Source organism: Pedobacter sp. R20-19 (assembly GCF_000708265.2).
Classification (GTDB): Bacteria; Bacteroidota; Bacteroidia; order Sphingobacteriales; family Sphingobacteriaceae; genus Pedobacter.
In genome coordinates, this window is sequence record NZ_JCKI01000008.1 from 271,632 (window position 1) to 284,469 (window position 12,838).

Sequence of the window (12,838 nt, forward strand, 5' to 3'; positions counted from 1 at the left end):
TTTTCGTTCAAAAGACATATCGAACAATATAATACAATTGTACCCCCAAAAGGTTTAAATTATTTACTTAGTTTTGTTTTAAGCCTGAAAAACATGAACCGCATTGATCGCCTTTTCGGAATTTTAATCCTACTGCAATCTACAAAACACATTACTGCAGAGAAGATTGCACAGCGTTTTGATATGAGTGTACGCACTGTTTACCGGGATATAAAAGCCTTGGGCGAGCAGGGCATTCCAATTAGTTTTGAGCAAAGCAAAGGCTATTTTCTGGTGCAGGGCTATTTTCTACCACCTGTATCTTTTAATATGGATGAAGCAAGTGCCTTGCTTTTAGTAGAAAGCCTGGTTAATGGTTTTACAGATCATTCCATCCGTTCTCATTATTCTGCAGCACTTACAAAAGTAAAAGCGGTTTTAAAATCTGCACAAAAAGAGAAGTTAGAATCACTGAATCAACACATCAAACTACAGATTCCAGAACGCTTAACTTTCAACTACACTTACCTTTCCCTTATTCAGCATGCCATTTCTGAAAAAAATTTAATTGAGCTCGATTATAAAAATGCAAAGGAAATAGCAAGCAAAAGAACTGTTGAACCCATTGGACTAATTTTTTATGCGTTCGGCTGGCACTTAATCGCCTGGTGCCATTTCAGAAATGAATACCGTGATTTTAATTTACTGCGCATTGCTTGTTTAAAAAATCTGGGAACACCTTTTATCAAACGAGATCACATGCCACTTAGCGATTACATGAGCCTGTTACCGGTTAATTTTTGATTCTTCATTGGAATAAGGCACTTGTCTTATCATCGCAATTCCAGTTTTCCTGCCTTTAGTTTCCTAACAATAACACATCTGTTAAAATTATTTTTTTGGCACTGCCATAGGGTTGTCAGTAGCCCTTATTTTCTTTGTACAAACAAAAGAAAAAACGATGAGCTTCGCAGACTTATTACTAATCGAATTACAATCAATTGAAAAATCAAAACAAAAAAATATGGACACTATTAAAGCATTATTATTAAAAGAATTAGCATCAGAATTTAACACCACCAAAAAATTTCTGGCATTGGTACCAACAGATAAATTTGACTGGGCACCACATGCAAAAAGCATGAAATTGAAATCGCTGGCCAGCCACATTGCAGAGCTACCAGAATGGATTAGCCTGGCTATCCATACCGATGGATTGAATTTTGCTACCACCCCTTATGAGGAAAAGCAAATAGAAAATAATGATGATTTACTGAAACTGCTGGAAGATAGTTATGAAAAAGGCACATCAGAATTGATGCAGGCGAATGTAGAAAATTTCGACAAGCCATGGGTGTTGCGCAATGGTGAAATGATTTTAGGCGAATGGACCAAATATGAAACGATTCGCGTTTCGATAAGCCAAACCATTCATCACAGGGCACAGTTGGGTGTCTATCTGCGCCTTTTAAACATTCCCATTCCAGGAAGTTACGGTCCAAGCGCAGATGAGCAGTGGTTTTAATCAACAGGAAAAATTAGAAAAAATAAAACCCTGGCCATCCGGCTCAGGGTTTTTCAATTGTCCCCAGTGACACACTATAAAAAAGTGTTTCTTTATTATACTGGATGAGCCATCCATATAAACCGCTCAGTGTTTACGATACACAAAGCGCTTCATTACGAACAGCCATTTTAGAAGCGTTTATTTGTTGTAAATAATCCCGATAGGCCAAAAGCACGCCTTCATCTAAACCTACTTTAGGTTGCCAACCGGTATTTTTAATCTTTGAAACATCAAGCAGTTTTCGAGGTGTTCCATCAGGTTTAGACACATCAAAAATTAAATTTCCATCATACTCCAAAGCCTTTGAAATAGAGGTAGCAAGTTCTTTAATAGTAAGGTCTTCGCCAGTACCAATATTTACAATATCACTGCTGTTATATACTTTCATCAGATGAATGCAGGCTTCTGCCAAATCATCTGCATAAAGAAATTCTCTTTTAGGCGTTCCGGTACCCCAAACGGTTACTTCAGCTGCTCCGGAGTCCTTTGCCTCATGTATTTTACGAATTAAGGCTGGTAAAACATGTGAATTTTCAAGATGATAATTATCATTTTTACCGTATAAATTAGTCGGCATTGCATTAATAAAGTTCACCCCATATTGCTTTGTATAGGCCTGGCACATTTTAATGCCACAGATTTTAGCAATCGCATAAGCATCGTTGGTAGCTTCTAATTCGCCAGTTAATAAGTACTCTTCTTTTATGGGCTGCGGTGCATGTTTTGGATAAATGCATGATGAACCCAGAAATAAAAGTTTCTTTACCTTATTTACAAATGATGCGTGGATTACATTATTCTGAATGTTAATATTCTGGAATAAAAAATCAGCAGGATAGGTATTGTTCGCCAATATCCCACCTACTTTGGCCGCAGCTAAGAAAACGTATTCAGGCTTTTCTGTAGCAAAGAAATGATCTACCTCTAACTTATCTGTAAGATCCAGTTGCTTTGATGTTCTTTTAACAATATTTGTATAACCCTGCTGGGTTAAGGCTCTTTCTATAGCAGAGCCCACCATTCCCTTATGGCCTGCGACATAAATCTTAGCCTCTAAATTTTTTAAATCCGTCTGTTCTATCTTATTCATATTGATTTTTTATGGTGTAACCCGATTCTTTAAGCAATTGATCTTTTCTAAAAAGCTGAATATCGGCTTCAACCATTTCGCTTACCAACATTTGCAAATTGTATTTGGGTGTCCAGTTAAGCAATTCATTTGATTTTTTTGGATCGCCAACCAAAAGGTCTACCTCCGTAGGTCTGAAATATTTTGGATCAACAGCCACCACTTCTCTTCCAATTTCCAATTGATAATCTGGATGATTACAATACACCACAAATCCTTTTTCCTCTACACCTGTTCCAGAGAAACCGATTTCTATACCAATTTCGGCAAAAGCCAACTTTACAAATTCACGTACCGGCGTGGTGATCCCAGTAGCAATCACAAAATCTGAAGGAGATTCTTGCTGAAGAATTAAATACATGGCTTCAACATAATCTTTCGCATGGCCCCAATCTCTTCTGGCATCAAGATTTCCTAAATAAAGCATATCCTGAAGACCCAAACCAATTTTAGCTACACCTCTTGTAATCTTTCTGGTTACAAAAGTTTCTCCTCTAAGCGGGCTTTCATGATTAAATAAAATACCGTTACAAGCATACATGCCATATGCTTCTCTATAATTTACAGTAATCCAGTAAGCATACATTTTAGCTACTGCATATGGCGATCTAGGGTAAAAAGGAGTGGTTTCACTTTGTGGAACGGCCTGTACCAAGCCATAAAGTTCTGAAGTAGAAGCCTGGTAAATTCTGGTTTTCTTTTGTAAGCCTAAAATTCTGATGGCTTCTAAGATTCTCAATGTTCCAATCCCATCTGCATTAGCCGTATATTCCGGAACATCAAAACTTACCTGTACATGAGACATTGCGCCAAGGTTATAAATCTCATCAGGTTGAACTTGCTGAATGATCCTGATTAAATTGGTAGAATCTGTTAAATCGCCATAATGAAGAACCAAACTTCTGTTTTCTACTTCCGGCCCTTGATACAAGTGATCAATCCTGTCAGTATTAAACTGTGAACTCCTTCTTTTTATGCCGTGTACTTCATAACCCTTTTCCAATAAAAGTTCAGTTAGGTATGCACCATCCTGTCCGGTTATGCCTGTAATTAATGCCTTTTTTTTCATTGCCTTTTTTATTTATAAAATGTTTTTATGTTCCTTTTAAAATGCGTTTTCATGCCCCCTCAAAACCTGCCTGGCGGTGAGCATAATAATTTTTAGATCGAGTTTATTTGACCAGTTTTCTAAATACCAGATATCATGTTTTACCCGGTTCTCCATCATTTCATTTCCTGTAGTATTTCCTCTAAAGCCTTTTACCTGTGCCCAACCTGTAATACCCGGTTTAATACTGTGGCGTACCATAAAATTATCAATGGTTGCACGGTACTCTTCAGTATGCTTTAACATATGTGGCCGTGGTCCAACTACACTCATGGTACCCATCAGCACATTAAAAAATTGTGGCAGTTCATCTAAACTGGATTTTCTTAAAAAGCGACCAATGGCAGTAATTCTGACATCATTTTTCTGTGCATGATTGGTGTGTGCATCATCATTAACCACCATGGTTCGAAATTTATAGCACCAAAATGCCTGATCATCTTTGCCTGTACGTTTTTGCTTAAATATAACTTTACCCCGGCTATCTGATCGGATCAGAATGGCGATAAGCACATAAACCCAGCTAAAGGCAAATAACACCGTTAAACTAAACAGAATATCAAAAACCCTTTTCAATTGTTGCTGATATACATATGAGCTGTCTGTCATTTCCAATAACGGATTCGATATCAGCTGATCATTTAAATTCCCTGTCAATTCTGTTTGGTAAGAATTTATAATCGAGTCGTCTTGTAGATTTATATTATTCATTTTCAGTTATTGTAAAGACTTAATTATGATTACTAAAAACCAACTCTGTTTTAATTTCTTTAGCCTTTGGCACCAGTGTTTTTAATGCTACTCCGGTTTCTAATTCAGAAAATAAGCGTTTTAGAATCACCTCCCGGTTAAGCTCCCGCATGGCATATGCCCTGGCATTGAGGGTTCTCGCCTGATGATCGCCAGAACAACAGGCCAGAATGGTGCTGGCAAGAAGACTTTCATCCTCACAATTAATTACCACACCCATATTATGTTCTCTGATGATTTTATGAAGCGTGCTTCCTCTTTCTGCCGTAACCAATGCCAAACCTCCTGAAGAAAGTATCCCTGCCAATTTAGAAGGCATCATTAAATCGCAGGCGTTTTTCTTTTGTAACACCAGGTGAACGTCACTCATATTTAAGAATTCATTAAAAATATGGAGCGGTTGTAGGGGTAAAAAGCTAATGTTAAAAAGCTTTTTATCACTGGCCATTTGCTGTAATTTGTTACGGTATGGTCCGTTTCCACAAATGATAAACTGAATGGAAGTATGATGCTGAAAATCATTGGCAATTGAAATCAAACTTTCTAAACCTTGTTTTTCTCCAATACTTCCAGAGTACAACACAATTTTATCAGCAGGCGTAAAACCCCATTGTTTTTTTAATTCATCTCTTTTGTTAATAGGATGAAATTCTTCTACATCTACCCAGTTCGGAAACATTAAAATTTTCTTATCCGTTTTTAAGGCTACCTTTTCTAACATTCCTTCCGAAATCGTCGAAACGTATGAAGCTCTTTTCATAATGAACTTCTCCATTTTGAGCATAACTGCGAATAACGACTGGTTTTTAATTACCCCAAGATCACGGGCAGCCTCTATCTGCAAATCCTGAATATGGTAAACCATTTTACTACCTTTTAAAAAGCAGTATAATGCACTTAAAAAACCAAGGTGAAAGGGTGGTGCCACACAAAAAACGTAATCACTTTTTGGTTTAAAAAGCAAATAGATCATCATTAGTAATGAAGTGAAGAAAAAGCTGATGTCATGTAAAATCCTCTTCTTCCCAGTTGGTACAGACGGCACATAGAGCGGACATCGGTATACCCTTAAGTCTCCGGTCTCGTTTACTTCTTTTTTATAAAATAGACCTCTGTAAGGCTTTTGAACACTCCAGTTTGGGTAATACGGAAATGAGGTGACCACTGTACAGTCATACCCATTCTTAATTAACCAGTCAACCATCTCTCCAGAATATTTTCCAATGCCCGTAAGTTCAGGCGAAAAATTGATGCCAAGCAATAAGATGCGCTTTTTTGCGATGTTGATTTGTTCCATAAAATTATTTTTGAGCGAGCACATCCAAACATCAATGTGTATTGACATGCTTACGGGTGATGAAAGAGGCAAAGTTTAGTGGGATCAGCAACTGAAAACATCAGCAACGGGTGATGTCTACAACTGAAACAATATGTAGTTAAGCTGATGGTTTATCCTGGTAAAAACCAGGATGGATTAGTTGATGATTTTTCTATCACGGATATAGACAGCTGGATTGCCCGAATAAATTTTTCGTGCTTCCAGGTTTTTAGTGGCTACCGAATTTACAGTAAGGATAGCGTGTGATAAACAAGTTATCCCCGGGCACACAACTGATTTTGCACCAATCCAAACACCATCTTCCAATATGATGGTGCCTAAACGGTAAGGAAAATCAAACTTATTGTAATCATGATTTCCGGTAAGCAACATCGCCCCCTGTGAAATACAAACGTTATTGCCAAGTGCAACATCATCCAGGTTATCAATCCATACAGCTTCACCAATCCAGCAATTATCCCCAATGGTTAACTTCTGGGGGTTTTTAATAATAACTCTTGGTTTGATAATTAAGCCTGCTCCGATGTTGGCACCAAATAGTCGAAGTAGCCATGATTTAAATGAATTAGGCCAGGGTATACTGCTGTTAAAAATAAAGTAGTTGATAGGATACCACAGCACAATTTTCCATTTGGTACCACCATTATAATCTCCGATGCTAAACTTCGAAAGATCAGAAGCTATCAAGTTTGAGGTTTCCATGCTGGTTTAGTTCTGGTTAGAAATTGCATCTACAAACCGGGTTGTTGCTGGCGTAGTAGAAAAGTTTTTAGTAAAAGAATAAAAGGCATTTTTCGACATCATTTTCTTTGTTTTATAAGAACTTTGCCCCCATGATTCCAATAGCTTACGGGTACCATCAATGGTATTGTTAAAAACATAACAACCACCATCTTCGTTAATTTCCCGCCAGATATTTACCTGATTGGAAATTAAAACGGGTTTTGCACATCCTAAGGCTTCCACAACTGCAATTCCAAAATTTTCCTGATGGCTGGGAAGGATAAATGCTTCACAGCCATAAAATGCCCCCCATTTAGAAAGCCCTGAAAGCATGCCTGTAAAAATGACCGATTTTCTAAGCAAGTGATTACTGTTAACCTGGCTTTGAATCTTCTTGCCAAATTCGCTTTCCAGATCCGGCCCGGCAATAACCAGTTTTGGTAACAAGCCTGCAAGCCCTGAACGGGGATTTTCCTCCATAGATTCTACAATCGACTGGTAGGCATCTAACAACAAATCAACACCCTTTTTTTCATTTATCCTGCTCAGAAAAAGAAGATAAGGTGCATGATCCAACTGAGGGCAACGGCTTTCAAATTCAACCTTCATTTCCGCTACAAATGCCGGCGGATGCTCTACACCCAAACCAGTGATATATGTTTTCTTCGGATGGTAAGGCTTAAAGGGCAATTTTGCCAATGCCGCCTCCTCCTCGCAGGTAAATAATATTCCGTCGGCGCGGTTAATCAGTTTATGTTCAATAAATTTCCAGTAAAAAACATTTCTTAAAGCTTTTAGTTTTCTGCCCGCAGCACGCTGAAAATAAGGATCAAGCATCCCATGGGGCATTATAAAAACCTTTGGAATTTTTTCTTCTTTTGTTGATGATAAAGCTTTGATTGCTTTCTGCAGTGAAAAACCCATGTAAGTCCAAAGTCCGTGTACAATTACCTTATCGAAATAAGATAAATTGGTTACAAACCATGAGGTAAGTCTTTTATTATATCTCCACGGTCCTTTTCCACGCCCAAGGGCATGTACCGTAAACTGATCAGCTTTAAAAAAAAATGATTCTGCATTATCTAAACTCACCACCTCACTGTAAATATTGCGGGTAGTTAAACCCTTAATAATTGTTCTTACAGCCTGACATACACCGCCCTCTTTAGGGTCCATAGATGATACGATATGAAGAATCTTTTGCACTGGCTCTTGGCTCATTAGTATTATAAATTTATATTTTAGGTTAAATTGTCTTTAACCAGTTCATTAATTTGGTTTATCGCCTGCTGATGGTGGAAATGCTGATGAACCATTTGGTAATTTTTTTCTACAATCGTGCTGTATTCTTCCGGATAATCAAGGATATGCCTAATCTGTTCAACAGGTTTTCCCCAGTCTATTTCAATTACAGGATTATAATCAAACAATTGAGTAATCTCTTTCGGAGCCGCACCAATAATCACACATTTCGAAGCCATGGCCTGCAAATAGCGGATTGTTAGCGTAGAAACATCTCCAGCCAATGCCGGATGCGTAACACAACGTGGAAAACAGATGCAGATTTTGGAATCGGCAAGGCCCGCTGTAAAATCCGCAGTAGTTGGAAACTGAAGTTTCTTCTTTAAACCATGAACGGCAACATCATGTGTTGCAGAACGCTCCTGGTACTGGTAATTAATATGATGTTCATTACAACCCTCTACAATTACTTCATGGTACTGTTGCCATGAACGACCAAAAGAAAGTATATCAATTGATTTTTCTGACCATTCTTTATACTGATAGGCGTGTACATCAATGGTCTCTGGTACCCAATGAACCTTACAGTTTGTTAAATTCAGTTTTTTAAAGTGTGCTGTAGCCTGATAAGAAGAAAGCAATAAAAGATTTATTTTACTCTTTTTAACAAGTTGTTCCACTCGATCAAAATCAGGTGCCCAAACATCATAAGTCCATAGTACCCTCAAATCGCAATCGCTCCCAAAGTATGGGAATGTTTTTGCAGTGAGGTAATGGTAATAAGGAAGGCCCAATGAAAGTACGGCACCTTTAATTTTAATGCGTTTTAAAAGGGGCTTTAAAAGGGTTTGAATACCGGAAAAAAACCGGAGTGAAAATGATCGGGGGTTAAAAAGTTTCGGACCTTGTTTAATCGTCCAGCTGCTATTATCCTGACAATAATCTTCAAATGCAATTAAATGTGAAATATCCGGACTTGATTTCGGAATTTGCGATGTAATTAAAGTAACCATAACAATATTTAAGCAGGTTCTAATGTGTTTAACCTTACAATGCGATCATAAACCTGTTCAAAGTCATCCATTGCTTTTTGTTTATTAAACCGCTTGGCATTTTCTAAAGATTTTAAAATTACCGCTTCCTGATTGGGCATATTTAAAACTTCTTCCACCACAAACGCTGCATCAGTAGCCCATTGGCGTGGATTTTCTTCATTTCTTAAAGGGATCAGAAAACCAGCATCACTCACCACCTCAGTCATCGGGGGCTCATTACTGGTAATTACCGGGCATCCACAGGCCATGGCTTCGGCACTTGGCCAGCCAAAGCCTTCCGCAAATGAGGGAAAAAGAAATAGTGATGCACCTGCATAAATCTGGCTGACTACTTCATCAGTTTGACCAATAAGAAAATGAATATCATTACGGTATGATGAATCCTTCTGGCATTTGGCTATAAAATCATCAGGAGGCGGCCCCACCAATAACAATGGCATCCTTTTTTTAGTCATAGATCGCCATGCATTGTAAATTTCAATTACACCTTTTCTGTTTTTATACCAGTGGTTACCACCAACATGAAGGATATAACCGTTATTCAGGTTAACACCCAGCGCTGGCGATAAAGTCTCTCTCACTTTATTTTTATCCAATGGTTTATAGAATGCCTCCAATCCATTATAGATCATATAAGTATTCATTTTTGCTTCTGGCAAAAGCTTCTTTAAATCAGTATCCGTTTTATAAGAACTCGTAATGAAGTTTTTACCCTTTTTAAAGCCATCACGAATAAATTTCTGATACATTTTACCAGTCATCCCTACTTCCTGCCCTTTAATTTTGCCCAGGGCAGACCACTGTGCCAGAAAATCATGGCAATGCATCACATGGTTTCGGTTTTGAACCAACGGCATCCATGGCCCCTGTGCCTGATCCGTAAAAACAAAAATGGTTTCCTGACTAACTTTTTTAAGCCGTCTTTTTACCTGAATCGGGAACAATAAATACTGGTCAATATAACCCATCCACTTTCTCATTTTTGAAGGAAAAGGCAGATCAAAGCAGGTAGAATTTGGTGTCCATACGCTCACTTCATGTGATTTATCCCTCATGCCTTCAACAAGCATATTGGTAAAACGTGGCATACTCGAAAACGCTGGCCTTTTCTCTGATCCAAAGAAATCAGGATTTGAAAAAAATATTATTTGCATAGTAATTTAGGTTGAGAAAGTTTAAAGGCTTAGCTGGCTAAGGCGCAATCAAATTTTCTTCTTTGTGTAGCAAGCGCCACAATATGATTTGAAAGTTGTAAGGCACATTGTTTATCAATTATGCGTAAACGATCTTTAATATTGAGGTTGACTTTGTTGGCTATTTTACTTTTTGTAATAACTGAGCAACCTGCTGATAAGGCAGATTTTATTGCAATTAAGCCTGTTTCATTATCTTCTAAAACAATAAGCACATCAATTGCATCATAATGGCTGGATAAATCATGTTGATTATCAACACCAACATAATGTAAAGGCACGCCATGATTGGTGAACGACTTAAATCCGAGATCGGTAAACTGATTGGCAGAATCTCCGGAATCAATTCCATATAAATGAATTTTAGACCGGATATGATCTGGCAACTCCCCCAGCATTGAATAAATTAAACTAAACAATTCTGGCCTGATGCAATAATCATTAATCGCAATCACAATCGCCGAAGCATCTATCCGTGCTTCAAACCGCTTGCGGTGCCGCCTTTGTCTTTGTTTATCCCTTTCATTGAGCATATAATTTTAACAGTTAAATAGTGTTTGATAATCCTTTTTCAAGAATGAGTTTACAGATATCTTCATTACCCAGTTTCAGCCCACGCACTTTCTTCATTCCAGCTTTCTTAATGCTTTCGAGTTGATCTCCTGCCAGAAGCGCTTTACAAATTGTAGCACATTCATGCGCATCATTCCAAAAAACCGCTTCAGTACCATCATGATAAAGTGCTATATGTTCGCTGGTACGTTCGGCACAAAGTAAACCGCCCGCATACGGTACTTCCATAGATCGGGTAGTATGTAAATCCCGGTTCCCTTTAGAAAGAAGGCCAAGACAAATCTTTGCCCCTTGTATAGCTGCGATATAATCTTTACCTCCAAGATTAGGTCCGCGATAATATGGTTTGAGCAATTCAAAATATCGGCTCTTTATCCATCGATCACCCCAAATGGAAACGGAGATCCCAGCTTCGATCAAAACTTTAATAAATTCATCACGATTTTCATTCCGCATCCATGTACCAATAAATGCTACATCAGATTTAAATGCTGCAGGTATCTCATCGTCATGAAGATAAGGTGCATGTGCAATTTCATCGTAACCCATCATTACCCTGATTACTTTTTTAACACCCATCGCTTTAAAATCTTCAGCAGCCTGGCTTCTCACTACCACAATAACATCGTATAATTTTACCGTACCCAGCAAACGATCAAAGCGATGCCCGTCTCTTTTTCCGGTCGGATCATCAATGCTGTATAGTATCACCGGACAATTAAATTGCTTCAAAAGCTGAAGACATTTCTTGCCAAAAAATTCACCATTATCTACCCAAATCACATCAGGCTTAATCCCTGAACGCAGAATTTCTTTTAATTGACGTTGAACAGCGGGTTGAACAAGGCGATAACCGCTCCGGAAATTTATGGCCTTCATTAAGGTAGACCTGAAAAATTTTGAAAGATTTTCTTCAATATGATAATGTATTACCCGATGCCCAATTCTTTCTAAAGCCTTTGCACGGTGAAAAGCTGTTGAGAAATTCCAGTTATCACCAAAATATAATATGTTAAGCATGAAATTATCCAAAATGAGTTTGAAAAATTGTTAGCCTTTAAATGGTTTTAACCTTTTAAAAGCTGATGCAATAAGCATCAGGTAAGTGCAAGCAGATCGCAAATATTGAATTAGATCTCGATGGACATTCCTTTTTCAAGAATCAGTTTACAAATATCTTCATTACCCAGTTTCAAGTCACGCACTTTCTTCATTCCGGCTTTCTTAATATGTTCGAGTTGATCTCCCGCTAAAAGTTTTTTACAAAGCGCAGCACATTCATGCGCATCACTCCAAAAAACAGCTTCCTCACCGTCAATATAAAGTTCTGTATGTTCGCTGGTACGTTCGGCGCAAAGCATTCCGCCTGCATAGGGTACTTCCATAGATCGGGTGGTATGTAAATCCCGGTTCCCTTTAGAAAGAAGGCCAAGACAAATCTTTGCACCTTGTATAGCTGCAATGTAATCTTTACCACCCAGGTTTGATCCGCGATAATGTGGTTTCAGTAATTCAAAATGTTGACTCTTTGGCCATCGATCACCCCAAATGGAAACCGAAATCCCAGCTTCAATCAAAACCTTTATAAATTCATCACGATTTTCATTGCGCATCCATGTACCAATAAATGCTACATCCGATTTAAAATTTAGCGGTATTTCAGCTGCGTTTTTATAAGGCGCATGTGCCACCTCATCATAGCTTCTCATTACCCTAAGCACTTGTTTAGCACCAAGTAATTTGCACTCTTCTTCTGTTTCTTTTCTAACTACAGCAATTAAGTCGTATAATTTTATTGCGGATAAGAAACTGTCAAACCTTCGCCCATCTCTTTTTCCGGTAGGATCATCAATGCTGTACAAGATGATTGGGCAATTAAATTGTCTCAAAATCTGAAGGCATTTCTTCCCGAAAAACTCTCCGTTATCTACCCAAATTACATCTGGTCTGATACCCGATTGAACAATTTTTTCCAGGTCTTGCTGCACATGTCGCTGCAATAAACGGTAGCCACTGCGAAAATTAATGGCACTCATTACAGCAGATTTAAAATAGCCTGGTAAAGTTTGTTCCGGATTATGATAGCGCAAAATCTTGTGACCAATTCTTTCCAGCGCTTTCGCACGATGAAAAGCAGTTGAAAAATGGCGGTGATCGCCGAAATATAATATGTTAAGCAT

Annotated in this window: 13 protein-coding genes; 2 read left to right on the top strand and 11 right to left on the bottom strand. The window is 38.1% G+C overall.

Annotated features, from left to right (window positions below):
- Positions 1-93 precede the first annotated feature (93 nt).
- Together AN34_RS18065 and AN34_RS18070 are read left to right on the top strand one after the other, a co-directional pair.
- On the top strand, positions 94-783 hold the full coding sequence (locus tag AN34_RS18065; RefSeq protein ID WP_029287756.1) for a YafY family protein: 690 nt from the start codon (positions 94-96) through the stop codon (positions 781-783).
- 220 nt (positions 784-1,003) lie between these two features.
- Positions 1,004-1,504 (top strand): DinB family protein, encoded by a 501-nt coding sequence (locus AN34_RS18070; protein ID WP_029287758.1) that lies wholly within the window; start codon positions 1,004-1,006, stop codon positions 1,502-1,504.
- 133 nt (positions 1,505-1,637) lie between these two features.
- On the opposite strand, the gene AN34_RS18075 is transcribed toward AN34_RS18070, so the two are convergent.
- The 11 genes from AN34_RS18075 to AN34_RS18125 all read right to left on the bottom strand — a co-directional run bounded on the left by AN34_RS18075 (position 1,638) and on the right by AN34_RS18125 (position 12,838).
- Complete coding sequence (locus AN34_RS18075; protein ID WP_051666708.1) at positions 1,638-2,636, bottom strand: GDP-L-fucose synthase; 999 nt, start codon at positions 2,634-2,636, stop codon at positions 1,638-1,640.
- Positions 2,629-3,744 carry a GDP-mannose 4,6-dehydratase gene (gene gmd, locus AN34_RS18080; RefSeq protein WP_029287762.1) on the bottom strand — a complete coding sequence of 372 codons (1,116 nt, stop codon included), beginning with the start codon at positions 3,742-3,744 and terminating at the stop codon, positions 2,629-2,631. Before gmd ends, AN34_RS18075 begins: the two co-directional genes overlap by 8 nt.
- 36 nt (positions 3,745-3,780) lie before the next feature.
- Positions 3,781-4,494, bottom strand: a complete 714-nt coding sequence (locus AN34_RS18085; protein ID WP_082468463.1) for an exopolysaccharide biosynthesis polyprenyl glycosylphosphotransferase — start codon at positions 4,492-4,494, stop codon at positions 3,781-3,783.
- A gap of 19 nt (positions 4,495-4,513) precedes the next feature.
- Positions 4,514-5,830 (bottom strand): WcaI family glycosyltransferase, encoded by a 1,317-nt coding sequence (locus tag AN34_RS18090; protein WP_029287766.1) that lies wholly within the window; start codon positions 5,828-5,830, stop codon positions 4,514-4,516.
- A 177-nt stretch (positions 5,831-6,007) separates the two neighbouring features.
- Positions 6,008-6,574 (bottom strand): WcaF family extracellular polysaccharide biosynthesis acetyltransferase, encoded by a 567-nt coding sequence (locus tag AN34_RS18095; RefSeq protein ID WP_029287768.1) that lies wholly within the window; start codon positions 6,572-6,574, stop codon positions 6,008-6,010.
- A 6-nt stretch (positions 6,575-6,580) separates the two neighbouring features.
- Positions 6,581-7,816 (bottom strand): glycosyltransferase, encoded by a 1,236-nt coding sequence (locus tag AN34_RS18100; protein ID WP_157263353.1) that lies wholly within the window; start codon positions 7,814-7,816, stop codon positions 6,581-6,583.
- 20 nt (positions 7,817-7,836) lie between these two features.
- Positions 7,837-8,850 carry a glycosyltransferase gene (locus AN34_RS18105; RefSeq protein WP_029287772.1) on the bottom strand — a complete coding sequence of 338 codons (1,014 nt, stop codon included), beginning with the start codon at positions 8,848-8,850 and terminating at the stop codon, positions 7,837-7,839.
- 8 nt (positions 8,851-8,858) lie between these two features.
- Positions 8,859-10,046 (bottom strand): glycosyltransferase family 1 protein, encoded by a 1,188-nt coding sequence (locus AN34_RS18110; RefSeq protein ID WP_029287774.1) that lies wholly within the window; start codon positions 10,044-10,046, stop codon positions 8,859-8,861.
- Between the two features lie 29 nt (positions 10,047-10,075).
- Entirely contained in the window at positions 10,076-10,618 is a 543-nt protein-coding gene (locus tag AN34_RS18115; RefSeq protein ID WP_029287775.1) for a hypothetical protein, read from the bottom strand.
- Between the two features lie 13 nt (positions 10,619-10,631).
- A complete protein-coding gene (locus AN34_RS18120; protein WP_036677496.1) occupies positions 10,632-11,678 on the bottom strand; it encodes a glycosyltransferase in 1,047 nt (348 codons plus the stop codon).
- Positions 11,679-11,788: 110 nt separating this feature from the next.
- On the bottom strand, positions 11,789-12,838 hold the full coding sequence (locus AN34_RS18125; protein WP_029287780.1) for a glycosyltransferase: 1,050 nt from the start codon (positions 12,836-12,838) through the stop codon (positions 11,789-11,791).

What these genes read in the sequence shown, in the direction of transcription:
- AN34_RS18065 (WP_029287756.1), top strand. Translation starts at nt 94, where the DNA reads ATGAACCGCATTGATCGCCTTTTCGGAATTTTAATCCTACTGCAATCT.
- AN34_RS18090 (WP_029287766.1), bottom strand. Translation starts at nt 5,830, where the DNA reads ATGGAACAAATCAACATCGCAAAAAAGCGCATCTTATTGCTTGGCATC.
- gmd (WP_029287762.1), bottom strand. Translation starts at nt 3,744, where the DNA reads ATGAAAAAAAAGGCATTAATTACAGGCATAACCGGACAGGATGGTGCA.
- AN34_RS18120 (WP_036677496.1), bottom strand. Translation starts at nt 11,678, where the DNA reads ATGCTTAACATATTATATTTTGGTGATAACTGGAATTTCTCAACAGCT.
- AN34_RS18070 (WP_029287758.1), top strand. Translation starts at nt 1,004, where the DNA reads ATGGACACTATTAAAGCATTATTATTAAAAGAATTAGCATCAGAATTT.
- AN34_RS18110 (WP_029287774.1), bottom strand. Translation starts at nt 10,046, where the DNA reads ATGCAAATAATATTTTTTTCAAATCCTGATTTCTTTGGATCAGAGAAA.
- AN34_RS18085 (WP_082468463.1), bottom strand. Translation starts at nt 4,494, where the DNA reads ATGAATAATATAAATCTACAAGACGACTCGATTATAAATTCTTACCAA.
- AN34_RS18125 (WP_029287780.1), bottom strand. Translation starts at nt 12,838, where the DNA reads ATGCTTAACATATTATATTTCGGCGATCACCGCCATTTTTCAACTGCT.
- AN34_RS18115 (WP_029287775.1), bottom strand. Translation starts at nt 10,618, where the DNA reads ATGCTCAATGAAAGGGATAAACAAAGACAAAGGCGGCACCGCAAGCGG.
- AN34_RS18100 (WP_157263353.1), bottom strand. Translation starts at nt 7,816, where the DNA reads ATGAGCCAAGAGCCAGTGCAAAAGATTCTTCATATCGTATCATCTATG.
- AN34_RS18105 (WP_029287772.1), bottom strand. Translation starts at nt 8,850, where the DNA reads ATGGTTACTTTAATTACATCGCAAATTCCGAAATCAAGTCCGGATATT.
- AN34_RS18095 (WP_029287768.1), bottom strand. Translation starts at nt 6,574, where the DNA reads ATGGAAACCTCAAACTTGATAGCTTCTGATCTTTCGAAGTTTAGCATC.
- AN34_RS18075 (WP_051666708.1), bottom strand. Translation starts at nt 2,636, where the DNA reads ATGAATAAGATAGAACAGACGGATTTAAAAAATTTAGAGGCTAAGATT.